At 61.7% G+C, this 22,748-nt stretch carries 19 protein-coding genes and 3 pseudogenes; 15 read left to right on the plus strand and 7 right to left on the minus strand.

Annotation, left to right across the window (positions count from 1 at the left end):
* From J3367_RS19580 to J3367_RS19605, 6 genes and pseudogenes are all read left to right on the plus strand, one after another.
* Nucleotides 1–109 (plus strand): annotated as a pseudogene (locus tag J3367_RS19580) (IS5/IS1182 family transposase); the annotation flags it as partial.
* 291 nt (nt 110–400) lie between these two features.
* On the plus strand, nt 401–1,102 hold the full coding sequence (locus J3367_RS19585; protein WP_421462248.1) for a hypothetical protein: 702 nt from the start codon (nt 401–403) through the stop codon (nt 1,100–1,102).
* A 235-nt stretch (nt 1,103–1,337) separates the two neighbouring features.
* Nucleotides 1,338–2,660: an SIR2 family protein gene (locus J3367_RS19590; protein ID WP_421462250.1), complete on the plus strand. Its 1,323-nt coding sequence runs from the start codon at nt 1,338–1,340 to the stop codon at nt 2,658–2,660.
* Nucleotides 2,657–4,699, plus strand: a complete 2,043-nt coding sequence (locus J3367_RS19595; protein ID WP_421462252.1) for an ATP-binding protein — start codon at nt 2,657–2,659, stop codon at nt 4,697–4,699. The genes J3367_RS19590 and J3367_RS19595 overlap by 4 nt, the downstream gene beginning before the upstream one ends.
* Entirely contained in the window at nt 4,686–5,579 is an 894-nt protein-coding gene (locus tag J3367_RS19600) for a 3'-5' exonuclease (RefSeq protein WP_421462254.1), read from the plus strand. Before J3367_RS19595 ends, J3367_RS19600 begins: the two co-directional genes overlap by 14 nt.
* Nucleotides 5,554–5,838, plus strand: coding sequence for a hypothetical protein (locus J3367_RS19605; RefSeq protein ID WP_421462256.1), 285 nt, complete (start codon nt 5,554–5,556; stop codon nt 5,836–5,838). The genes J3367_RS19600 and J3367_RS19605 overlap by 26 nt, the downstream gene beginning before the upstream one ends.
* Before the next feature lie 487 nt (nt 5,839–6,325).
* Here J3367_RS19605 and J3367_RS19610 read toward each other — a convergent pair whose 3' ends face one another.
* From J3367_RS19610 to J3367_RS19635, 6 genes are all read right to left on the minus strand, one after another.
* Entirely contained in the window at nt 6,326–7,699 is a 1,374-nt protein-coding gene (locus tag J3367_RS19610; protein WP_421462258.1) for a four-carbon acid sugar kinase family protein, read from the minus strand.
* Nucleotides 7,696–8,937 carry a ribulose-bisphosphate carboxylase large subunit family protein gene (locus tag J3367_RS19615; protein ID WP_421462260.1) on the minus strand — a complete coding sequence of 414 codons (1,242 nt, stop codon included), beginning with the start codon at nt 8,935–8,937 and terminating at the stop codon, nt 7,696–7,698. Before J3367_RS19615 ends, J3367_RS19610 begins: the two co-directional genes overlap by 4 nt.
* Nucleotides 8,938–8,961: 24 nt before the next feature.
* Nucleotides 8,962–9,921, minus strand: a complete 960-nt coding sequence (locus tag J3367_RS19620) for an NAD-dependent epimerase/dehydratase family protein (RefSeq protein WP_421462262.1) — start codon at nt 9,919–9,921, stop codon at nt 8,962–8,964.
* A 32-nt stretch (nt 9,922–9,953) separates the two neighbouring features.
* Entirely contained in the window at nt 9,954–11,246 is a 1,293-nt protein-coding gene (locus J3367_RS19625) for a TRAP transporter large permease (protein ID WP_421462264.1), read from the minus strand.
* Nucleotides 11,243–11,761 carry a TRAP transporter small permease gene (locus tag J3367_RS19630; RefSeq protein WP_421462266.1) on the minus strand — a complete coding sequence of 173 codons (519 nt, stop codon included), beginning with the start codon at nt 11,759–11,761 and terminating at the stop codon, nt 11,243–11,245. Before J3367_RS19630 ends, J3367_RS19625 begins: the two co-directional genes overlap by 4 nt.
* A 75-nt stretch (nt 11,762–11,836) precedes the next feature.
* Nucleotides 11,837–12,802 carry a TRAP transporter substrate-binding protein gene (locus tag J3367_RS19635; RefSeq protein ID WP_421462268.1) on the minus strand — a complete coding sequence of 322 codons (966 nt, stop codon included), beginning with the start codon at nt 12,800–12,802 and terminating at the stop codon, nt 11,837–11,839.
* Nucleotides 12,803–13,049: 247 nt separating this feature from the next.
* On the opposite strand from J3367_RS19635, the gene J3367_RS19640 reads away from it, so the two are divergent.
* Together J3367_RS19640 and J3367_RS19645 are read left to right on the plus strand one after the other, a co-directional pair.
* Nucleotides 13,050–13,733, plus strand: coding sequence for an FCD domain-containing protein (locus J3367_RS19640; protein ID WP_421462405.1), 684 nt, complete (start codon nt 13,050–13,052; stop codon nt 13,731–13,733).
* Between the two features lie 263 nt (nt 13,734–13,996).
* Nucleotides 13,997–14,974 (plus strand): nucleoside recognition domain-containing protein, encoded by a 978-nt coding sequence (locus J3367_RS19645; protein ID WP_421462270.1) that lies wholly within the window; start codon nt 13,997–13,999, stop codon nt 14,972–14,974.
* Nucleotides 14,975–14,986: 12 nt separating this feature from the next.
* On the opposite strand, the pseudogene J3367_RS19650 reads toward J3367_RS19645, so the two are convergent.
* Nucleotides 14,987–15,157, minus strand: a pseudogene (locus J3367_RS19650) (IS630 family transposase); the annotation flags it as partial.
* A gap of 65 nt (nt 15,158–15,222) precedes the next feature.
* On the opposite strand from J3367_RS19650, the pseudogene J3367_RS19655 reads away from it, so the two are divergent.
* The 7 genes and pseudogenes from J3367_RS19655 to J3367_RS19685 all read left to right on the plus strand — a co-directional run.
* A pseudogene (locus J3367_RS19655) lies at nt 15,223–15,677 on the plus strand (IS110 family transposase); the annotation flags it as partial.
* A gap of 269 nt (nt 15,678–15,946) precedes the next feature.
* The gene (locus tag J3367_RS19660; protein WP_421462272.1) at nt 15,947–16,876 is read left to right on the plus strand and encodes an ArsR/SmtB family transcription factor; all 930 of its coding nucleotides are present in this window, start codon (nt 15,947–15,949) and stop codon (nt 16,874–16,876) included.
* 95 nt (nt 16,877–16,971) lie between these two features.
* On the plus strand, nt 16,972–18,483 hold the full coding sequence (locus tag J3367_RS19665) for an alpha-N-arabinofuranosidase (RefSeq protein WP_421462274.1): 1,512 nt from the start codon (nt 16,972–16,974) through the stop codon (nt 18,481–18,483).
* Nucleotides 18,484–18,556: 73 nt separating this feature from the next.
* The gene (locus J3367_RS19670; RefSeq protein ID WP_421462275.1) at nt 18,557–19,798 is read left to right on the plus strand and encodes an extracellular solute-binding protein; all 1,242 of its coding nucleotides are present in this window, start codon (nt 18,557–18,559) and stop codon (nt 19,796–19,798) included.
* A gap of 71 nt (nt 19,799–19,869) precedes the next feature.
* Complete coding sequence (locus tag J3367_RS19675; protein ID WP_421462277.1) at nt 19,870–20,745, plus strand: carbohydrate ABC transporter permease; 876 nt, start codon at nt 19,870–19,872, stop codon at nt 20,743–20,745.
* Complete coding sequence (locus J3367_RS19680) at nt 20,742–21,575, plus strand: carbohydrate ABC transporter permease (protein WP_421462279.1); 834 nt, start codon at nt 20,742–20,744, stop codon at nt 21,573–21,575. The genes J3367_RS19675 and J3367_RS19680 overlap by 4 nt, the downstream gene beginning before the upstream one ends.
* A gap of 37 nt (nt 21,576–21,612) precedes the next feature.
* Nucleotides 21,613–22,683: an ABC transporter ATP-binding protein gene (locus J3367_RS19685; RefSeq protein ID WP_421462281.1), complete on the plus strand. Its 1,071-nt coding sequence runs from the start codon at nt 21,613–21,615 to the stop codon at nt 22,681–22,683.
* Nucleotides 22,684–22,748: the final 65 nt, after the last annotated feature.

Consider the following 22,748-nt stretch of genomic DNA (forward strand, 5'->3'; position numbering starts at 1 on the left):
GAACCGCCGGCTCTGGAAAGACCCGGAGGCCACGATCGCCTCTGCCACCGCCTTCCTCTATGCCGCCTCGGTCATGATCCTCATTCGCCGCCTTGGCCGCGCATCATGACCTTTCCGGACGGGCTCTTAGTCGATGGGCATTGATCTGCGCGCCGTTGACGGCGGGGATTGTCTGTTCCCCGTCCCCGCGAAGGCACGAGCCTTTTGCTCCCGCGGGCCTGGACAGTTCATCTATCCGTCCACTGCGCTGCATGTGGACCTTGCGTTACGATGAGAATGTCACTCTCCTCAGTTCCGGCCCACGCTGCGATACTGGATCTGGATCCGGTCGGGGCGGCTTCCCATCTTCCTTTGGGCATTGGGCGCAAGAACAGACGCGGAAGAACCTTCGGGAGAGTAGATGATCGACTGGTTGCAAAGGGTCTTCAGCGATCCGGCTTACATCCCCGTGATCGTAGCTTGCGTTGCGGCAGTCGCATCAATTGCTGGCGCAGTCATCACGATCTTCAACATCGCGATTACTGCGCGCACGACGGCAAGCGTCGCCAATCGGGCCGTCTACATCAACTCGGTCACCGCCGAGCGGTCAAAGTGGATCGACGCCCTGCGGGAATCCATCGCCGATTACTCGGGAGCCGCAGAACGTGTGCTTGCTCGCAGAGAGGATCCCAAGTACGTCGGTTCGGTCGAGTGGGCGACAGACGTCCAGTCCTTGCGCACCCACATGTCCGCTCTGAAGATGAGGCTCAATCCACGAGAGACGATAGCTCAAAACCTAATCGACGCGGCGCGCAAGCTAGATCAGGCTGCACGCATTCATAGGTGGGCGGATATGGAACTCGCCAGCGAGATCATGGTCCGGCATGGCCAGTGGATCCTCAAATACGAGTGGAACCGCGTTAAGCTCGAAGCCGCCTCGGGCAAGGAACGGGACAGACTTGAGCAAGCTGAACGGGAGCTCGATGCCGACTACGCCAAGTTCCTTCAAAAGGACGGGTCTATGGAGCGCCTGAAAGCGATTGGGGTTGGCAAGTCTGAGTTGGAAATCGCACTCTTGCGCTCCAAGATGGACGTCGCCGTCCCGGACTCGCCGAAAACCTGATAGGCCGGCATGAGTGCCGGTGCCATGTAGCCCGCCGTCCAGGTCGTCGGCGCCCTCGCCGTGAAGTTGCACCTCTTCGACGACACCTCGTCGCCGGGCCGGAGCGAGCCTATGGTTGCGAGGACGCGACTCCCGCTAGTTCGGGGTACGTCGCACCGAGCGTCATCCTGGAGTTCGGTGCGCGCTCGACTGGCGGACCAGGGCGGGCATGTGAAAAGTTAGGGGGGGGAGGTTAATGAGCGAAATCGGAGACGAGCGAAAATTCCAGTTTCTGCGGAACGGCGATGCCGATCCGTCGGAACTCGACTGGAAGAAGGGAATCGAAAGCGCCCGCCAGGCGATTTCCGAGGCTATGAACGCAAAGAATATCGCGTTCTTGCTCGGTGCCGGCTGTTCCTCCCTGATGAAGGACAAGAAAGAACTCGGCATTGCGACCATGGCGCCTTTGGCCAAGGAGTTCTGCGGAGAAACCCTCAATGCACGGGTGGAAGGGTTCTACGACGATCCGCTATTCATCGGCGATGACCCGGCGCCGTGGCGGCTGGCCAAGGGCGAACTCGATTATCTCGATTCGCTCGGGATCGACTTGGCGAAAGACTACAATCGCAACCTGGAACGCCTGATGGAGGTGCTGTTCGCACAGCGGTTCGTACTGCGCCAAAGCGAAAATCCCAGCCTCCATCCGTACCGCGCTGTTCTCGACGGTATCATCAAGAAAGTTCAGGACTTCCTGTGGACCCGTGTCACCCAAGGGGCTTTCGCCACAGAGGGCGACACTACCGTGCGCGACCTCTATGAGCGGTTCTACAAGAAATTGGTCCTGAGAGATCGGTCCTTGCCCCGGCCGTGGGTGTTCACGACCAACTACGACCATTTCAGCGAATTGGCGATGGATCGGTTAGGCATTCCCTATGCCAACGGCTTTTCCGGCGTGGTGGAGCGTCGCTTTAACCCGGCAAGCTTCCGCTATGCCCTGGCCGAGCAACTCGACGTCGCCAGCCGCAAGTGGACCGCCGTCGACGCCTTCGTCTATCTCTGCAAATTGCATGGGTCGGTGACTTGGACCGAGGATGATCATGGCCTGTTCCCGATCAGGGAGGTTTGGCCTCCTGAGTCAACGAACCAAATGCTGATCTATCCGACGCCTGCGAAGCAAAACTCGTCGCTCGGCTCGCCCTACGCAGACCTGTTCCGCGAGTTCCAATCCCGGATCGTGCGCGAGCAGAGCGTTCTCATTACGGCGGGCTACGCCTTCGGCGACGAGCACCTGAACAACATCATCTATCAGGCGCTGACGATCCCGACGTTCCGTCTGGTGATCTTCGCCGCGCCGGACACGGCCGGCGAGATCGCCAAGCTGCGGGCGCTGCGCGACCCGCGCATTTGGATCATTGGGGGTAACGGTCCAGCCGAAGGTACGAGCGCGCATTACTTCGACATGATCGTCGAGCATTTCATGCCGCAGCGTCCCACCGACAGGATCGACGACGCTGTTCGCAAAGTGTTGTCGGAGCTGGCCCCGAAAAGGGATGACGAGCCGAAGGATGGCGAGGCATGAGCCACGATGATCGCAAGCGCGCGATCGGCAAGGTGGTCTCGGTCGCGGCCGACCGCTTTGTCGTTGAGATGCACGTCGGCACGGACAACTTCACAGTCGTTGGCTTCGATGGCGTGCATTATGTGGCCCGGCTGGGATCATTCCTGATGATTCCGTCGCAGTCGGAATATGTCGTGGTCGAAGTTGTAGGCCTGCGTGAGCGCGACGCGAGCACCCCATCCGAGCGAGGAGACTTCGATCGGGCTGGCTCCTCAAAATATCTGGACGTGGTGCCTGTCGGCATGTTGCCTATGCGCGGCGGGACGTTTCGGTTCGGTGTCTCCGTCTTCCCGTCCCTGTATGCTGACGCGCTCTATGCACTGGATGGCGAACTTGATCGCATCTTCGAGACCGAGGCGGCCATTGAGCCGTCAATGGGACCGGATGGCGGCGCCTGCGAACCTGAAGGGGCCACGCGCTATCGAGTTCTGCCCATCGGCAAGTCGGTGGTGTTCGAGAACTACGACATTAAGGTCCGGCTGAACGAGTTCTTTGGCGGTCATGTCGCCGTCCTTGGCAATACCGGCAGCGGCAAGTCCTGCACGGTAGCCTCGGTTTTGCAGTCCCTTTTCAACAAACCGGAAGAGCATCACGCGCGGGGCGCGACGTTTATCGTCTTCGACGTCAACGGCGAGTATCACGCCGCGTTGAATGCTTCTGCGAAAGAAGGGGCAATCGGGGTTGAGCGCGTCGTCCTCGACGGCACGGCGGCAGGCTTCCGCCTGCCGCATTGGTTCCTGGAGTTGGCGGAATGGGAGCTGTTGCTGCAAGCCAGCGAGCGCACCCAAGTTCCAATCCTGCGAATGGCCCTCGGGCTTTCCACCCTGTTTTCAAATGTGGGGGCCGCAGAACTCAAAAGCGTCCGCAATCACATCCTCGCTAAATGCATTACCCAGATCATCCGCGACGACTCTTCGAGTCCGTCCAAGCATGATCGGATCATTGGTATTCTCCATCGCTTCAGCACGAACGAAATCAACGCGGCAAAAATCCGGCCATTCATTGCGATCAACTTCGGTCAAATGGCGAACCCGGCGGGTCTGGATAATTATCTGGTTGGCCCGAATGGGTTCGAGTTAGAGGATCTGAAGCTCCCAGAATACCAGAACTTGCCCTTCGATTTTTCTGCTCTCGGCGACGCAATAGACCTTGCCATCCTGTATGCGGAGGCGCACGGCAATCGGCAAATCCGCGACTACTGCTCCCAGATGGTGACGCGCTTCCAGGCTCTGGAAGATCGTCGAGAGTATGAGTTTCTCCGGCACGAGGCGGTGGGTGCAGCCGCCGACAATGGGGAGATGGAGTTTCTCACCAGGCTGGTCGGCCTGATTGGCAAGGGAGCCGGTCACACCAAAGCTAATCAGATCATCATTATCGACATGAATGACGTCGAGGACGAGGTGGTCGAGCTGGTCAGCGCCGTGATCGCGCGGATGCTGTTTCGCTTGGTCCGGCGAGCCGATCCGCGCAATCGCTTTCCGATCCATCTCCTGCTGGAAGAAGCGCACCGCTACATTTCGGCGACGCCATCTCGCTATGCGGTGGACGCGACCAAGATATTCGAACGCATCGCCAAGGAAGGACGCAAATACGGCATGTTCGTCCTGCTGGCGTCTCAGCGCCCGAGCGAGCTGTCCAAAACGGTCCTCAGCCAGTGCTCCAACTTCCTGGTTCACCGCATCCAGAATCCCGACGATCTTTCTCAGATACGGCAGATGACTCCGTTCATTTCAGAATCAGTTCTGAAGCGGTTGCCGTCGTTGCCTCGGCAACATGCGCTGGTGTTCGGAACCTCGGTCAATCTTCCGACGACCTTCAAGGTCAGGGAGGCATCCCCGCGACCGCGAAGCGACGACACCGCCGTCGTCGATCTTTGGTTCCACGAAGAAGGGCGAGCCGCTGACATTCGCCTCGCGCTCCGTCCGATCGACGCCGCTGCGGCGGCGGCTGGTGAGGAGCCGATGGCGGTAAACGAAGCGCTGGACGATGACATCTTCTGACTATCTGGAGACTCTGGCGCAGACACTGGAGGCCACAGGGGACTACCGGGTGATCCGGCGTCTCAAGCCGCGTCCTTCCACCGTTGCGCCGCTTGGCACCCCGCTACGCCTTGGCCTGATGGTCGATGTGGAGACCACGGGTCTCGACCCTCAGCGCGACGAGATCATCGAACTTGCTATGACGCCATTCAACTACGGCTTGGATGGCACCATTTTCAACGTGGGCGATAGCTTCCAAGGATTGCGTCAGCCGAACGAGCCTATCGCCCCGGAAATTACCGCGATCACGGGCATCACTAACGAGATGGTGGCCGGCCAGATTATCGATCCCGCAGCGGTAGCCGCATTCGCAGCGCCAGCTTCGCTTGTCATCGCGCACAACGCGGCGTTCGACCGCCGCTTTCTTGAACGATTCAGCGACGTGTTCTCAACGAAGCCCTGGGCTTGCTCGTTCAGCCAGATCGATTGGGCTGCGGAGGGGTTTGAGGGCACAAAACTCGCCTATCTCGCTCAGGCCGCTGGTTTCTTCTACGACCGTCACCGCGCGATGCACGACTGTCTCGCTACGGTAGAGTTGTTGGCAATGAGGCTTCCCCGATCTGGTGTTGCGGGTCTTAGCCGCCTCCTGGACGGCGCTCGTGCCGTCTCTTGGCGCATCTGGGCGGAGAATTCGCCCTTCGACCTCAAGGATGTCCTCAAAGCGCGGGGATACCGTTGGAACGGTGATCCAGGCCCGCAGCCGCGCGCATGGTATATTGACGTTCACGAGGCTCAGCGCGAGGCCGAGCTGCGGTTCCTGAGAACGGAAATCTATCGGTATGAGGTCGATCCCCCGGTTCGGCGGATTGACGCGTATGATCGGTTTTCAGATCGCATTTGAGCGTCACCATAAGTTCGGACTGACGCTTGTTGCGATCGTAGCCGTCCTGGAGCACGGTAGGCAGCACCTCTTGTCTGACCGTCTCGACCTGCTCCGGCTGGAAGAAGCCGGTGATGACGAGTTCGGTGATGTCCGCATTTCCCAGCCCTACGAGGCGGCGGGCGGCTTCGTTGACGCAGAAGACGCGTCCATCCCTGTGCGCCATGCCGACGAAGTCGCTGCTGTTCTCTGCCAGTGCAATCTTCGTCCCACATCGTGAACATCGGCTGGCGGGCATCGATTATGAGCGCAACGAGGGTACGAGGGCCTGAAGGCAACAGTTCCGGTTGGCCGAGCGGCGAACTCGCCCAGTCATGGCTGCGGATCGTACGAGCCTGTTCGTTGCCGCCAGCAGGGAAGGAGTGCGTGCGTCTTTAGTCTGGTTCACGGCCCCCGTGCTCGGCAGCCCCGACCTCAGGTAGACGACGGAAGACAGGCGAGCCATTAAAAGCCTGCCCGCAGGTAGAGCGGTTGGGGAACGTCGGCGTTTCCAGCGGACGAGATAGCAGGACTAGGTCCGGGTTATACCGTGACCGGAATGGCAGCTTTTTGCGAGTTTCGCTTGGAAGTAGACCTTCCGCTTACGGCCCCTCATTGCCCAACCTGGCTGCGAATGCATTGGACGAACGGGAAGTGGCGCACGGCTCTGAGGTCCGTCTCGCAGTTCTCCAACACCACGGCCTTCGAAGTCGTCCTTGGAACCGAGATCAGGGCGCTTGCTGCGTTCCCAACGCATCAACGAACAGGGACGGCGATCCGAGTTGTCCGCCCTTAAGAACCACCTGGAGTCCATCGAATTCCGGGGCGCGGCTGTGGCACCGGCAGATCGGCGCTCCCTTGCCTAGGGGGTGCGCGATTTCTAGCGCGGTTACCGGCGACGCCTCGAGGACCCGCCCTGACGTATCGCCGCCGGCGACGACGATCCGCTGCAGGTCAAGGCGCGGGACGGCGGTGGCGGCAATCCGGCCGAGCGCGCGGCCGATGGAATCCTGGGCGTCCGAAAAGGAAATGCCGCGATCGGCGGCCGTCCGCTGGAGGACGGCGAAGGCCGGATCGTCGACGGTCCGGGCGGCAAAGACAATGACGCGGCCGCAGCGCTCGATCGCCGCGTCGACCGCCGTCTCGATCCTTGCGATCTCAGTCGCCGCGGTCTCGGAGGCGATGGCCTGTGCCACGTCGAGACGGATAGTTTCGAAGCCGCCCGCTTCGGCGATTTCGATCTGCTCGGCCGTGACCGGCGAGCAGCTGCCCGACAGCACCAGCAGGCGATCGACCGGCGGGACCGGCGCGAACGGGGCCGGAGTCTGAGGCAAAATCCCTGCCCGGCGCCAGTGCGCCACCAGCGCGTATTGTAGTCCCGAGGAGGAAGCGCTGAACACCGGCCCGTCGCTGCCGTTCCAGACGAGCCGGCCGGCTTCGGCCTGCGTCATTTCGTCAACGACGTCGATGAAGGCAATTGTGCCTGGCTTGTCGCGTGCCCGGTCGGCGGCATCGTCGGCGGTTCCGCCGGCGATCGCCGCGACGTCGATCGCGACGATGTCCCGTTTGGTCTGCGCGGCCAGATGCAGGCGCAGATCAGCTTCGCGCATGGGTGTCACGGGATGCCGCGACATCGTCGGATGCCTATCGATGCGATAGTGTGTACCGCCGGCGGCGGCGAAGAGATTGGCGAAAGCCTGCCACCGGCCGAGTTGCGGGGCGCCGACGATCGAAGGCGACCAGGGGCCGGCGACAAGGCTGTCGCCGATATCGATGGCGCGTCCGATCGAGCCGACGTCTGCAGCGGAGTCGAAGGTCGAGCAAACCTTATACTGGAGAATTTTGGGCGAAAGGTCGGCCAGCGCCCGGAACGGGCCCGGCAGGTTTTGGTCCATCCACTCCGGGCTTCGCGAGCGCGCGGTTCCGGCAATACCGACCACCGGATAGTCGGCGAAGCTGGCGAGATCCTGCGCATTGGGCGTGCGGGTGAACAGCACGGTGCGCAGCCCGGCGAAGGCGGTGACCTCCATGGCATCGGTCGATCCGGTGAAGTCGTCTCCATAGAAGGCGAGGAGGACGCCGTCCGGCAATCCGCCGCTCATGCGAACGTCTTCACGGCGACGGCCAGATCGGGCGAGGCTGCGGCGGCTTCCTGCAACGACACGCCCTGCATCGCGGCGTCCCAGGCTTCTCGCAGGGATCGCACCCCGGCGGCGATCCCCGAGGGATGCGCGACGATCCCGCCGCCCGCGCAGTAGATGAGATCCGGCGAGCCCAGATGCCGCCAGGTGCCTTCCGCCTGCTTGACGCTCTGCCCGGACGAGAAGACCGGCATCACCAGGTCCGGGCGGGCCGGGGACAGCGGTGTCAGGCACGCCTTCGCCGAAGCGATGACGCTGTCGTCCGGCTCCCAGAACTTGTTGGCGAGGCCGTTGACGTGCATGTGGTCGACGCCGGCCAGACGCCAGATCTTCTGCCAGGCGACATACGACCAGCCATTGTCCGGCGAGCGGCCGAGATAGCCCCAGCCATTGCGGTGGGCGTGGATCGGCAGGCGGGAATGCCGCCGCAGGGCGGTCAGGCCTGTCAGGCCGACACTGTTGAGGCTGACCATGACGCAGGTGCCGCCAGCCGCCTCGACCTGGTCGTGCCGCCGAAGCATCTCGTCGATCTCACCGGTCAGATTGACGGCATACATCACCTTGCGGCCGGTCCGCTCGGCATGGCGCGCGATCACCGTCGTCGCGGCCGCAAGCCGCTCCTCGAAGGGGCAGATCGCACCGTCGGCCTGCAGTTCGTCGTCCTTGATGAAATCGATGCCGCCGTCGCAGAGCTGGTCCACCAATGCAGCCGTTTCCGCCGGATTAAGGCCGATCGACGGCTTGATGATGGTGCCGATCACGGGACGATCCGCAACGCCTGTCAGTTGCCGCGTTCCCTCCACGCCGAAGGCCGGCCCGGGATAGCGGTCGGCAAAGGCCGGGGGCAGGTGCAGATCGACCAGCTTGAGTCCGGCGACCTCGCGGAGCTCGAAGAGATTGCCGGCGAGGGTGGCCAAGAGGTTCGGCAGCGACGGCCCGACATTAGCAAGCGGCCAGGACAGGGTCATCCGATAGCTGCGCGGAGCTTCCCCGATCGCGCCCGGCAGCATCGGCAGACCGCTATCCTCGATCTCCTCCAGGCGATCGACCGTGGCGGCGGATCGTGCCTTCAGTTCCTCGCTCTCGCCGGGGATCGCAATGAACGTCCCCGAGGATTGCTCACCGGCAATGATATCCGCGACACGATGCGGATCCCCGGCCGTTCTGAGGATGTATTCGGCGACGATCCGCTGATCCATGTTTTTTCTCCGCAGTTCGTGAGATCAGTGAGGGCGGGCGCCCTGCAGCCACGCGTGATAGTCGCGCAGGCCCTCGCGGATGTCGGCGAAGCGGGGCTCGAAGCCCAGGCCCGCACGAGCCTTGGAGATGTCCAGCGGCGCACCGCGTTCGAAGAACAGGCCCGAGCCGAGCGTGACCTTGCTTTCGTGTCCGACGATATCGGCGACGTGACCGACAATGTCGCGATGGGCCACGGCAACACCGCTGGAGATGTTGAAGGCCTCTCCCGACACTTCCGCCGGAGCGTCGAGCAGAGCGACGACGCCGGCCGCCGTGTCGCGAACATGCGTCCAGTCGAGCGACTGGTCGCCGCCCTTCGGAGAATTTGCCTCGGTCGGACCCTCCAGCGGGCCGAACATTGCCTGGTAGAGCACGTGCATCCGCGACGGCAGCTTGCCGGGCCCGTAGACGAAATAGAGCCGCGCGTTACGCACGTCGATGCCGTAGGTCTGCCCGTACTGCAGCGCCAGCACCTCGTTCGACGCCTTCGTCGCTCCGTAGAGGTCGGTCACCTTGACCGGCAGATCCTCGGTCTGGCCGCCGGCCTGGTCGCCATAGACGGCGCCGGAGCTCAGATTGATGAATTTCGGCACGCCGAAGATGCGGCAGGCCTCGATCACGTTCAGCATCCCGACCGTGTTGATCTGGATGTGGCGGAACGGCCGCTTGGCGAAGTTCGGACCGGCGATGACGGCGACGCCGAAGATGACGGCGTCGATCCGCCCTTCATAGGCGCGCATCCGTTCGAACAGGGTGTGGACATCGAGAACGTCGACGTTCTCGAAGGTCAGCCGGTCGCGATAGGGCTCGAGATAGTCGAGGCCCAATCCGTCGAGGCCGGTCGCGCCGAGATCGAAGATCACGACATCCTCGCCACGTGCTGCCAGATCATGGGAAATCCAGGACCCGACATGTCCCAGCCCGCCGAAGACGAGGGTTGCCATCAGAATGCTCCGTCTTGAAGAATTGTCCGGGCTCAGTTCAGCAGAAGGTTCGGAACCGCGAGGACGAGCCAGGGCAGGAAGGTGATCGCGATCAGCATCGCGAACAACGGAATGTAGAAGGGGAGGATTTCCTTCACGAGGTGGCCGAAGGGGATGTCGGCCACCCGCTGCACGGTGAACAGAACCGTACCGACCGGGGGCGTCACCAGCCCGATCATCAGGTTGAAGATCATCATCACGCCGAAATGCACCGGGTCGATCCCGTAGCTGACCACCAGCGGGGTCAGGATTGGCGTCAGCAGAAACAGCGCCGGCACCGAGTCGATGAAGCAGCCGACCAGCAGGATGAAGACGTTGAGGAGCGCCAGCAGCACATATTTGTTGTCGATGTTGGCTGCGAGGTAGTCGATGATCTGCGAGGTGACCTGATAGCGCGCGAGCACCCAGGCATAGAGGGCCGAACCGGCAATGATCACGAGGAGTGCTGCGGTGTCGACCGCGGTATCCTTGCAGATCACCCAGAATTCGCGGACCGTGATGGTGCCATAGACCAGAAAGGCGATGATGGTGCAGTAGACCACCGCAATCGCCGAGGCCTCAGTGGGCGTGAAGATGCCGGACAGAATGCCCGCGATGATGATGATCGGCGTCAGGATCGGCAGGAAGCCCGCACTGCAGGCGGCGGCGATCTGGCGAAGCGTCGCACGCTGGGCGATCGGATAGCCGCGCTTGTGTGAGAGATAGGCGACGAGGGCCATCAGGCCGAGGCCCATCAGGACGCCGGGAACGATGGATCCGAGGAACACGGCGGCGATCGAGACATTGGCGAGCGCGCCATAGATCACGGCGGGGATGCTCGGCGGAATGATCGGTCCGATGGTCGCCGAACTGGCGGTCACCGCCGCGCTGAAGCCGCGGTCGTAGCCGTCGCGCTCCATGGCCCGCATCTGAAGCGGACCGAGGCCGCCTGCGTCGGCGACTGCCGAACCAGACATGCCCGCGAAGATCATGCTGGACAGAATGTTGACGTGGCCGAGCCCGCCGCGCAGGTGCCCGACAAGCGATCGGGCAATGTTGAAGACGCGGTCGGAAATGCCCGAGGCGTTCATCAGCCGGCCGATCAGCAGAAACGCGGGGATGGCGAGAAGGGTGAAACTGTTGACGCCGTAGAGGGTACGCTGGGCGAGCATCTCGTAGGGAATGCTGTCGAAGCCACGGGTGGCTGCGAGCACCGAGATCGAGGCGCCGATCATCGCGAAGCCGACAGGCACGCCGATGAAGAGCAGAAGGAGAAGCGTGCCGAAGAGGGCGAGGAAAATGATCATGACATGTTGTCCGTCTGACCTGCGCCGTGGAACGCGTCGGCGATGTCCTTGAGGAGGAGGGCGATCAGCATGATCAGACCGACCGCCTGGATCAGGTAGAGATTGGCGAAGGAGACCGGGATGGTGCTGGCGCTGACATTCTGGGTCCGGCCCATCATCTCGAAGGCGCCGACGACCACCAGAATGGCGATGGCTGCCGTCAGGACGTCGCCGAGAATGTCGAACCAGCGCCGCACGCGGGCCGACAGGAGGTCGAGCAGGACGGTGATCCGGATCTGCGCGCCGTATCGCTGGGCGATGGCCGCGCCGAGAAATATCTCGGCGATGAAGAGAAAGCGAGAAGTCTCGTCGGTCCACGGCACGCCAATGCCGAGTGCGTAGCGCGATGCCACCTGGATGAACATCACGACCAGCATGGCGATGAAGGCGAGGGTCATGACGACCTCGACGAAGCGCCAGAAATAGCCTGCAAGTCTGTTCGGAAAGCCGCTGCTTCCCTGCTCAATCGACGCCACCGCGCGATCCCCCCGAAACCATTCAGTCGACGGCACGCCCGTCGCTGGACGGGCGTGCCGCATGCTAAGGATGCGTCAGTTCAGCTTGGACAGGACGTAGTCCCGGACCTCGGGTGCCAAGCCGTCCGCTATCTTGCGGATGGCCGGGGCCGCCTTGGCACGGAACGCAGCGACGTCCGGCTCAACGATCTGCATGCCCTTCTCCTGAAGCTGCTCGTACAGCTTGGCCTCGTTGCCAGTGACCAGCTCGTCGCCCCAGGCAATTGCCTCGTCGACGGACTCCTGCAGCATCGCCCGGTCCTCCTCGGAGAGGCCCTGGTAGAAATCCTCGTTCATCAGCCAGTGAAAGAACGAATAGACGTGCTGCGTCTTGGCGACGTAGGACTGCACCTCGAAGAGCTTGCCCGACCAGATGTAGTCGACGGGATTTTCCTGCATGTCGATGACGCCGGTCTGCAGGGCGGTGTAGACCTCCGGCCAGGCGATCGGGCTCGGCAGGGCGCCTATTTCCGTCCAGATCTGCACCCAGGGGGCGATTTCCGGCACCCGCATGCGAACGCCCTGGATGTCGTCCGGAGTCTTCACCGGGTTCTTCGAGGTGAGGTTGCGCGGGTTGCGGATCGACAGGCCGACCAGCTCCAGATTGCCGGTCTCGCGGACGGCCTGGCGCAGCTGCTCGCCCATCTCGCCTTCATAGACCTTCTTGGCGTCGGCGCTGGCATCGAACACGAAGGGCAGGTCGGCGCCTGCATATTTCGGCGCGTACAGGGTCATCGGCATCGAGCCGCCCAGTGCGATCTGGTACTCGCCGCTGCTGGCGCCCTCGAGGTGATCGCGCTCGCCGCCGACTTCGGTGCCGAGCAGCGTGACCGTGAAGCGACCCTCGGATTTCTCCTCGATGTTCTTCTTCAGTCGCTCACCGACCTGGAACATCTCGTGGCCGGGCTCGACGTGGAGCGCGATGGCGATGTCCTCGGCGAGCGCCGGAAAGGCAACGGTGGCAGCGCCGAGAACCAGCGCCGCGAACAAAGATTTCTGCATGAAGAACCTCCCAATTGGCGAGTCGGACCGCATCCCTCCCGGATGGCGGCTCCGCTGCAAACTGGTCCGACCATCAGACGTTCCAGCCAGCTGATGACTTTCTGGCTCATGCTGACTAGGCTTGTCAACGGGCGCATTCATCGCTCTATCGATCTTGGCAAAAGGGGAGAGCGCAGTGGTCGCTGACACCGAGAAGGCCAAGCCGGCCAGACAGAGACGTGCGGGGCGGATCGTGCGGCGGCGGCGCATGCACGAGGATCTCGTGGACATGCTGGCGACCGACATTCGCGCCGGGGTCTACGAGATGGGCGACGCGCTACCCTCCGAACGCGACCTCATGGACGAGTTCGGCGTGTCGCGGCTCACGGTGCGCGAGGCGACCGCCGCGCTGGAAAGCAAGGGCTTCATCGAGACCCGGCCGGGCACGCGCGCCCGTGTCTGCGGGCCCCGGCCGGACTTTCTCCTCGGCATGCTGTCGGAGGCCGCGGCCTTCCATCTGACCGAGCCGGGCGGCCTGCGCTCCTTCATGGAGATCCGGGCGATCGTCGAGACGGGCGTCGCCCGTATTGCCGCGGAACGCATTTCCAAAGACCAGATCGCCGGACTTCGGGCCGAACTGGAGCGGAACCGTGATGCCGTGGGCGACATGGACGAGTTCGGGCGCACCGACGTCGAGTTTCACTCCGCGATCGCACGGGTCGTAGAAAACCCGATCATCGACGCGTTCTTCGTGGCAATCGACGAGTGGCTCCGGGAAGTTCGCCGGACCAGCCTGCTGAACAGTGGTCAGATGGAGACAGCCTACGCTGCCCATGCCCGCATCTTTGCGGCTCTTGAAGCCCACAATCCTGATCGGGCGGCCGCCGAGATGCGAGGGCACCTCGACCAGCTGTCGCAGATCTATCCGCCCCCGGAGGGGCATCGGACCTGACTTCGAGCGGGCAGGCGGGCTTAGAGACATGTTCGTCCTTAAGCAGCGCGAGAAGGTGGCTGGCGCCTCAGAAGGCGAGCAACTGGCGACAGGCATCTCCAGCCGCAAGCAGTCGGTGCGCTTGGCTCATAGGCTGGGGTCATCCGGCTGAGGCGCTCGCTTGAGCGGGTCGAGCCGAGGTCACAAGGCTTGGCTGATCGCTATTTCACCTGGCATGGGTGGCAGTCGGGGCCTCTCATGCCCCTTCCACGGGACGATCGCCGATGCCGCTTCTGAACCGGGTGCTTCGCAAGACGCGGGAGACGCTCGCCATCTACTGGGTGCTCGCGCGGATCGTGGTGCCGATCACGATCCTCACCGAGATTCTGTCGCGGTCGGGGGTGATCGAGGCGATCGCACCCGCATTCGGCCCGGTGATGCACGTGTTCGGCCTGCCTCCGGAATTGGGACTTGCCTGGCTGAGCGGGCTCCTGATCGGGATCTGGGGAGCGATTCCCTTGATCTACGTGCTGGTGCCGGCCGCCGATCTGAGCGTCGGCGACATCACCGTCTTCTCGGCCCTTCTGCTGTTCGCCCATGGCCTGCCCATCGAGCAGAAGATCATACAGAAGGCCGGGCCGGCGCTGATCGTCACGACTATCCTCCGCCTCCTTGGGGGCGTGCTCTACGCCTTCCTGCTGCACCGCCTGCTCGTGGCGACCGGCTGGTTGGCGTCGCCGGTAAATCCTGCCTGGATCCCGATGAACGTCGAGCCGGGCTGGGGGGACTTCCTTCTCGGCCTGCTGGAGACCATGGCCACGATGCTCGTCATCTTTCTGGCGCTGTCCTGGATGTTGGACATCCTGAAGGCCACAGGGCTGCTGGACCTGATGATGCGGGGACTGGCGCCCCTGCTGCGGCTTGCCGGCATTCGGGGGGAGGCGGGAGAGTTCACGGCGGTCGGCCTGCTCCTGGGAATCTCCTATGGCGGCGGCCTCTTGATCCGCGAGGCGCGATCGGGCGCGATTTCGCCGCGCCAGATCTTTCTCGCCTGCGTTTTCATGGGCTTTGCCCATGGCGTCATCGAAGACACGCTGGTCGTCGTCGCGCTCGGCGCTGATCCGATGGGCGTCCTCGTCGGCCGCCTGGTCTTTGCCGGCGCGGCAACGGCTGCGTTTTCGGTTCTGATTGGACTGATGTCGGAGAGAACCTTCTCCAGATGGGCTTTCTGCAGCGGGCCCCGACCAATCCTGGATATCTAGAGCACATCCGGCTTAATCCGGTTCATATCCGGCAGCGGCGAAGTAGTTGGCGCATTCGTCTGGCTTGAAGAGCGGGATGACGGCGCCGACTGCATCCCACAGCCCGTCGACTGTCCTTTCGGCCTTCGATCTCATCAGTACCTTGAGCTTGGAGAAGGCCGTTTCGATTGATGATGTGGATGGCTCCTGCTCCCGGCGTCGCACTGCGCCATAGTTGGGATTTGTCGTCCCGAGCAGAGGAGCCATCCATGTCCGAGCTTGCTACAGTCGGTATCGACCTCGCAAAGAGCGTTATCCAGATCCATGGCGTAGACGAGAACGGGCGAGTTCTCGTGCGCCGCCAGCTCCGCCGAAGCCAGTTGCTCGCCTTTTTCGAGAAGCGGCCGCGATGCTTGGTCGGCATGGAGGCTGCGCAGGCTCTCACGACTGGGGGCGCAGGCTTCAAGAGATGGGCCATGATGCTCGACTCATGCCGCCGTCATACGTGAAGCCCTACGTGAAGCGCGGAAAAACGGACGCTGCGGACGCGGCCGCCATCTGTGAAGCCGTGACGCGCCCTTCCATGCGGTTCGTTGCTATCAAGAGTGAAGCGTGCTCATCCGTGTTGGTACTCCACCGCACACGGGACTTTCTGGTTCGCCAGCGCACGCAGATCGGCAACGCGATCCGCGCTCATATGACGGAGTTCGGCGTCATCGCAGCCCCTTTTGGCGCCGCTCCCTGGCCTAATTGTCACCGCCCTACACATTCGAACGCAGAGATCATGGTCGCAAGGCGGCACGAAGATGAAGTTTCGCCCGAGGTACCCGAAACCGGACCAGCTTACGCGATTCCCGGACACACTGCTGGGCCAGGTCGAAGCCTTCCTCAAGCCCCCCGCTGCTCTTGTGTATGTTGGTTTGACATTCCTGCATCCGTAGCTTCTCTATCCAAAATCCTGATCAGAACGCAATTCTGGATATTGAGAGTAAGATGCCGGGCAATTTTCTCTTGGTGGATCCTGCCAAGGATATATCCGTCCTGCGCTGTCTGGCATCGCAGGCGCGCGTGGACATCCTCGGGCTGCTTATCCGCAGCGGCCCTACAAATGTGAACGTGATCGCCGAGACCCTCGATCATCCGCAGTCCTCCGTCTCCTCCAATATCAAGGTGCTGGAGGAGGTCGGGCTGGTACTCACCGAAGCCCGCAAGGCGCGTCGAGGGATCCAGAAGATTTGCCGGGCAGCCTATGACGAGGTGATTGTCACGTTCAAAAGCGACCTGAGTGAGGAGCGCAACGAGTTCATCGAGGTCGCCATGCCGTTGGGTCTGTACTCCCACTGCGAGGTGACTGCACCGTGCGGAATCTGCTCGAAGGAAGGGGTCGTCGGTCTGCTGGACGTGCCGTCCTCGTTCCTTGAGCCGGATCGGATGAAGACAGCTCTCCTGTGGTTCACCAGTGGCTTTGTCGAATATCAATTCCCGAACAACATCAATCTTGTAAGAGCCAAGTGCCGGGCGCTCGAACTGATCCTTGAGGTCAGTTCGGAGGTGCCTGGGACCGACCCGGACTGGCCCTCGGATATCAGCCTCTCGATCAACGGTGTAGAGCTTGGTACCTGGACCTCACCGGGCGATTTCGGCGACAAGCGCGGCCTATTTACGCCGAGTTGGTGGAAGCTCGCAGGGTCCCAGTACGGAATGCTCAAGAGCTGGAGCGTCAACGACAACGGAACCTATGTCGATGGCGTGAAAATCTCTAATGTCCGGCTGGCGGATCTCTGTCTCGACGCTCATCGCTCGATCCGGCTGCGTATCGAGGTCAAGGCCGACGCCAGGCATCCGGGTGGTATCAACATCTTCGGCCGCGGCTTCGGCAATTACGACCAGGACATCATTCTCCGCCTGCACAGCGAGCCCTGATCAGCTTCGGCCGCGCTTGACGGCCACCTCGAATTCTGGGATGTATATCGAGAATTTCGATTTAAATCTGATTACTTAATATAATGGGAGGGAGGATGCGGGTCTCGGCCACCATCCATCGTGACTTCAAGATCGCTACGATCGACGACCGCATTTATTCGGCGTTCATCGAGCATCTTGGGCGTGCAATCTATTCCGGCATCTACGAGCCTGGCCATCCTGAAGCTGATGATCTCGGCTTCCGCAAGGACGTGCTGGCACTGGTCCGCGACCTTAACGTGCCCGCCGTCCGCTATCCCGGGGGCAATTTCGTCTCGGCCTATGAGTGGAAGGACGGAATCGGTCCGCGTGAGGATCGCCCGATGCGGCTTGACCTCGCTTGGCGCTCGCGCGAGAGCAACCAGATCGGCGTCAACGAGTTCGCCCAATGGTGCGAGCGCGCCGGGATCGATCTGATGCTGGCCGTCAATCTCGGCACCGGCAGCCTGCAGGACGCGCGCGAATACATCGAATACGTCAACCATCCCGGCGGAACCGCCTGGTCGGACCTGCGACGGTCTCATGGCGTTGAGAAGCCCCACGACGTGAAGATGTGGTGCCTCGGCAACGAGATGGACGGCCCTTGGCAGATTGGGCATCGCACAGCGCATGACTACGGTCGGATTGCGGACGAGACGGCCAAGGCGCTGAAGGGCTTCGATCCTACGATCGAAACCATCGCCTGCGGCTCCAGCAACGACGAGATGCCGACCTATCCCGAATGGGAGCGCGTCGTCCTTGAGGAGTGCTACGAGAACGTCGACTACATTTCGCTGCACAAGTATTTCGGCAACCGCAGCGGCGACACGTTGAACTTCCTCGCCAAGGTCGACGTGATGGGGCGGTACATCAAGACCGTTGGCGGCATTATAGACTTCGTGAAAGCCAAGAAAAAGGCGAAAAACGACGTCTATATCTGCTTCGACGAGTGGAACGTCTGGTACCACAAGCGGTACCAGGAGAAGGATGCGCTGAAGACCTGGGACTGGCCGGAAGCGCCGGCGCTGCTCGAGGAAGACTACAATTTCGAGGATGCGCTTCTTGTTGCCGCGCTGATTAACGAGTTCATCCGAAATTCGGACCGCGTTAAGATCGCTTGCATTGCGCAGCTGGTCAACGTCATAGCGCCCATCCGCGCCGAACGCGGCGGGCCGGCCTGGCGGCAGTCGATCTACTGGCCCTATCAGCTCGCCAGTCTCTACGGCCGGGGCGAGGCGCTCAACGCGGTGGTTGATACGCCGACCTACAATGCCCGGGTAGCCGACGACGTCGCCTATATCGACATGGCGGTGACGCGCGATCGCGAAAGCGGAACGTTAACGGCCTTCATAGTCAACCGGCACATGACCGATACGGCGGAATTCGTCATGGATATCGGCGGGCTCGATGCTTCGCGCATCGTCATGCACAAGGTCATGGAAGGGCACGATCTGCGCGCAACCAATTCGGCGGCTGCACCCGACCGGATTGCTCCGGTGCAGGGGGAAGGAGCCGTCCTCGACGAGGGCAAGCTGAAGGCCCGGCTCGGACCGCTGTCGTATCACGTCATCAGACTGGAGGTTCGCTAAGCCCGTTCGGGTGCGGACGCGGAGGAGCGGCTTGGATATCCAGGCCCGTCATTCATTACAATGGGAGGCAATAATGAGAATTTCGAAACCTTGGACCCTGAGCGCAACCGCAGCCGTGTTGGTCGCCGCCTTTGCTGGGCCCACGCTTGCGCAGGATGCCATCCGCATCATCGGGCACCGCTCGCCCCCGAACGAATACTATACCGACGCCATGCAGAAGGCTCTGCCTGAAGGGCGCGTCAACGTCGAACTCATGCCGATCGACAAGGAGCTGGAACTCGCCTCGATTACCATGTCGTCGAAGTCCGACGCCATCGATGTGCTCTATCTGACCGACAGTTCTCTGAGACGCTTCGCCGCCAACGGTTGGCTCGAGCCGCTCGACGATCTCTGGGAAAAGTACAAGGATGAGTACGACCTTGGTGACTTCCCGCAGTCCGTGATCGACGCGGTCAGCTATGACGGCCATATCTACTCGATGCCGGTTCTGACCAACACCGAACTCTTCTTCTACCGTAAGGACCTGTTCGACGAAGCTGGCATCGCGGCACCCAAAACGATGGATGACTACGATAGCGCGGCCGCGCATTTTGATTCGGGCCGCATGTCGGGCACGATCATGTCCTTGAAGCCAGTCGACGCGGCGCTCAATGAAACTCACTGGTACCTGAATGCCGTCGGTGACGGCTGGTTCGACGAAGAGTGGCATCCGATCTTCAATCAGGAAGCGGGCGTCGCGGCGATTACCCGCATGAAGGAAATGTCGCAGTACGCGCCGCGTGGCTTCACCTCCCATGCGAACGACGAGTCGACGATCAACCTGCAGCAGGGCCTTGCGGCCATGGGGCTGCAGTGGTTCACCCGGGCTGCGGCGATGGACGATCCCGAGCAGTCCCGTGTGGTTGGCAAGATCGACTGGGTCGCGCCTCCCGGGGGCGGCGCGCGCCTGGCCAATGACGGGTTCGCGATTTCGGCATTTTCCTCCGGTGACAAGGACGAGATGTTCCGCATGCTGGCCGAGGCGACCTCTGTGGACAGCATGACCAAAGGCGCCGAGTTTTCCATGCCGCCGCGACTGTCTGTGTTGCAGAACGAGGAGCTGGCTAAGAAATACCGTTGGTATCCTGCCGCCCTCGCCGCCCTGGAAGGTGGCAAGGCCTTCCCGGCAATTGCAGAGTTCAACGATGTCGGCGAGATCGTGACGCGGCACGTCCTGCGCGCCGTCACGGGCGAAGTCGAGGTTAAGGCCGCCCTCGATCAAGCCGCCAAAGAGACAGAAGAGCTCCTCGCATCGCGCGGGTACTACAACAACTGAGTGCTTAAACGGCCTGCCGCCGTCCCCCGGCGGTAGGCCCACCTAAATGCGAAATCGTTGGAGTATCCGCAATGGTCCGTTGGCAACGTGGCCTCTGGCTCTTCTGTATACCCAGTTTCGGGCTGTTGTCGGTCGTCCTGTTGTGGCCGCTCGGCTATGCGATATATCTCAGCTTCTTCGATTATTATCTTGGAGACGGCGTCCGTACCTTCGTGGGGTTGAATAACTACACGGACCTTCTGTCCGAAGCGCGCCTGTGGAACTCGATCTGGACGACGATCATCATCGCTTTTGGTTCCGTGGCCCTGGAGTTCGTCGTCGGGCTGGCCTTGGCATTAGCGCTCTATGGCAACCGCGTCGGCACCAAGTTCTTCTCCGCCCTCTTGTTCCTGCCGCATATCATCACCCCCGTTGTCGCGACGCTGTTTCTCAAATGGATGCTGGCATCCAATTGGGGCTTGGTCGACGCAACGCTGCTGACGATCGGCTTGGAGCCGCCGGACTGGCTGGGCAGCCCGGTCTGGGCAAAAATCAGCGTGATTCTCGCAGACGCCTGGATCTTCACGCCGTTGATTATGATCATTCTCTACGCAGCGCTCCAAGGCCTCGACAACTCGCTGCTCGAGGCCGCGCGGATCGACGGCGCGAGCAACTGGCGGATCCTGCGACACATCATCATCCCGGCGCTGATCCCGGCGATCATCTTCACGATCTCGGTACGGTTGATGGATGTCTTCCGGTTCTTCGACACGATCTACGTCCTCACCGGCGGCGGACCCGGTACGGCAACCGAAACTGTGACGATGTATACCTACCAACTTGGCTTCCGGATGCTCGAAGTGGGCAAGGCGTCGGCCCTCGGTGTCATTACACTGATCATTGTGGCGGCGTTGCTGCTGACGATCAACCGGTTTCTGACTCGGACCTACAGGAAGGGCGACCAATGAGCGTTCGCAGCAAGGGGCGCAGCCGCGGGCACCTTCTCTTCGCCGCGCTTTGCCTGTTCACCTTCGTCAACCTTGTACCCTTGCTGTGGGCGGTTTTGACGTCCTTCAAGTATCCAGCGGACGCCTTTACCATACCGCCTACGTTCATCTTCGAGCCAACGCTTCAGTATCACCAGGAGGTCTGGTTCGAAAACGACTTCCTTCGCTATCTGATCAACAGCCTGGTCGTTTCTGCGGGCACCGTGTTGGTCTCCATCCCGTGCGGCACCCTTGCGGCCTATGCATTGTCGCGCATTCCGCGGCGCAATTCCGGCCCGATCCTTAACGTGCTGTTCACCATCCGCATGTTCCCGCATATGCTACTGGCGATCCCGTTCTTCGTGATGGGCACTGCCCTCAACATGATCGACAGCTATCCGCTGCTGATCCTAGCTTTGGTCGCCATAAATCAGCCCTTCACGATCTGGCTGCTGCACGGATTTTTCCTCGATATCCCGCGTGACCTCGACGAGGCGGCGGCGATCGACGGCTGCACTTCGTGGCAGGCCTTTCGCATTGTCATCCTGCCGCTGGCGCGACCTGGCATGACCGTCGCAGCCCTGTTCAGCTTGCTAATGTCCTACAATGAATTCCTGTTCGCCCTCGTGCTGACCGGCGTGGAAACCAAGACGCTGCCGGTGGCCATCGCCTCTTTTGGTGGCGAGGACATCTCGTTGTGGTCGATCTCCGCGGCAGGCGCGGTCGGCATCATGCTGCCGATCGTCCTCATCATGCTGCTGCTGCAGCGCAACCTCGTGAGCGGTTTGACGGCAGGTGCGGTCAAGGGATGATCGCGCCTGCTCGCTGCAACAACCAGAGTGAGACATCATGGCTCCTGTAACGATTCAGCAGGCTACCAAATCGTTCGGCGGATTGACTGTTCTGCACGGCATCGACGTGGATATTGCAGATGGCGAGTTTGTCGTGCTGGTCGGCCCATCCGGCTGCGGGAAATCCACCCTGCTGCGCCTAATTGCCGGGCTTGAGGACATGACAACGGGCCGTGTTCTGATCGGCGATCGGGACGTGACGCACCTGCATCCCAAAGATCGCGACATCGCCTTGGTGTTCCAGTCCTACGCGCTCTATCCGCACATGACAGTGGCCGACAATATGGGCTTCTCGCTGCAGATGAAGAACGTCCTCAGGGCGGAGCGCGACCAGAAAGTCCAGAAGGCCGCGCAGATCCTCGATCTGTTGCCCCTGCTTGACCGCTATCCGCGGCAGCTTTCGGGCGGTCAGCGCCAGCGCGTGGCAATGGGGCGGGCGATCGTCCGGGACCCTCAGGTCTTCCTGTTCGATGAGCCCCTCTCTAATCTCGATGCCCAACTGCGGGTGCAGATGCGCGCAGAGATCCGCGAGCTGCACAAAAAGCTTCAGGCCACCATCGTCTATGTTACCCACGACCAGATCGAGGCTATGACAATGGCCGACAAGATCGTCGTTATGCGTGACGGACATGTCGAACAGATCGGCACGCCCCTCGCACTCTACGATACCCCAGCCAATGTGTTTGTCGCCGGATTCATCGGATCGCCGGCCATGAACTTGCTCGTCGGCAATCTGGACGCGTCGGGAACCGCATTCGTCTCCGAGAAGGGAGCACGGCTAGATCTGCCTGCACCGATCGGCGTCGACCGGGACAGGGCGATAATTGTCGGTCTCAGACCGGAGAACATCAAGATTGCGGAAACCGGTATTGATGCCCGCGTGCGGATCGTGGAACCGACCGGTGCCGAACTGCATGTGATTCTGGATGTCGGCGGTGAAACCGTGACCGCAGTGTTGCACGGCAGGCCGGACATACTGGAGGGCGAGATGATCAAAATCGCCGTGCCGCATGACACCTTGCATTTCTTCGACAAGGAAACCGGTCGCCGGCTCGACTTCGCTGCGTGACCAGCGGTCATCAGCCGGGGAGCGGCATGTCCATGTTCGGCCGACTTCTGAAATCATCCGAAAAC

The sequence above is a fragment of the Aurantimonas sp. NFXS3 genome (genome assembly GCF_049132005.1).
GTDB lineage: Bacteria > Pseudomonadota > Alphaproteobacteria > Rhizobiales > Rhizobiaceae > Aurantimonas > Aurantimonas coralicida.

Coding starts and splice junctions, on each gene's coding strand:
- J3367_RS19585 (WP_421462248.1), top strand. CDS start 401: ATGATCGACTGGTTGCAAAGGGTCTTCAGCGATCCGGCTTACATCCCC.
- J3367_RS19590 (WP_421462250.1), top strand. CDS start 1,338: ATGAGCGAAATCGGAGACGAGCGAAAATTCCAGTTTCTGCGGAACGGC.
- J3367_RS19595 (WP_421462252.1), top strand. CDS start 2,657: ATGAGCCACGATGATCGCAAGCGCGCGATCGGCAAGGTGGTCTCGGTC.
- J3367_RS19600 (WP_421462254.1), top strand. CDS start 4,686: ATGACATCTTCTGACTATCTGGAGACTCTGGCGCAGACACTGGAGGCC.
- J3367_RS19605 (WP_421462256.1), top strand. CDS start 5,554: ATGATCGGTTTTCAGATCGCATTTGAGCGTCACCATAAGTTCGGACTG.
- J3367_RS19610 (WP_421462258.1), bottom strand. CDS start 7,699: ATGAGCGGCGGATTGCCGGACGGCGTCCTCCTCGCCTTCTATGGAGAC.
- J3367_RS19615 (WP_421462260.1), bottom strand. CDS start 8,937: ATGGATCAGCGGATCGTCGCCGAATACATCCTCAGAACGGCCGGGGAT.
- J3367_RS19620 (WP_421462262.1), bottom strand. CDS start 9,921: ATGGCAACCCTCGTCTTCGGCGGGCTGGGACATGTCGGGTCCTGGATT.
- J3367_RS19625 (WP_421462264.1), bottom strand. CDS start 11,246: ATGATCATTTTCCTCGCCCTCTTCGGCACGCTTCTCCTTCTGCTCTTC.
- J3367_RS19635 (WP_421462268.1), bottom strand. CDS start 12,802: ATGCAGAAATCTTTGTTCGCGGCGCTGGTTCTCGGCGCTGCCACCGTT.
- J3367_RS19640 (WP_421462405.1), top strand. CDS start 13,050: ATGCACGAGGATCTCGTGGACATGCTGGCGACCGACATTCGCGCCGGG.
- J3367_RS19645 (WP_421462270.1), top strand. CDS start 13,997: ATGCCGCTTCTGAACCGGGTGCTTCGCAAGACGCGGGAGACGCTCGCC.
- J3367_RS19660 (WP_421462272.1), top strand. CDS start 15,947: ATGCCGGGCAATTTTCTCTTGGTGGATCCTGCCAAGGATATATCCGTC.
- J3367_RS19665 (WP_421462274.1), top strand. CDS start 16,972: ATGCGGGTCTCGGCCACCATCCATCGTGACTTCAAGATCGCTACGATC.
- J3367_RS19670 (WP_421462275.1), top strand. CDS start 18,557: ATGAGAATTTCGAAACCTTGGACCCTGAGCGCAACCGCAGCCGTGTTG.
- J3367_RS19675 (WP_421462277.1), top strand. CDS start 19,870: ATGGTCCGTTGGCAACGTGGCCTCTGGCTCTTCTGTATACCCAGTTTC.
- J3367_RS19680 (WP_421462279.1), top strand. CDS start 20,742: ATGAGCGTTCGCAGCAAGGGGCGCAGCCGCGGGCACCTTCTCTTCGCC.
- J3367_RS19685 (WP_421462281.1), top strand. CDS start 21,613: ATGGCTCCTGTAACGATTCAGCAGGCTACCAAATCGTTCGGCGGATTG.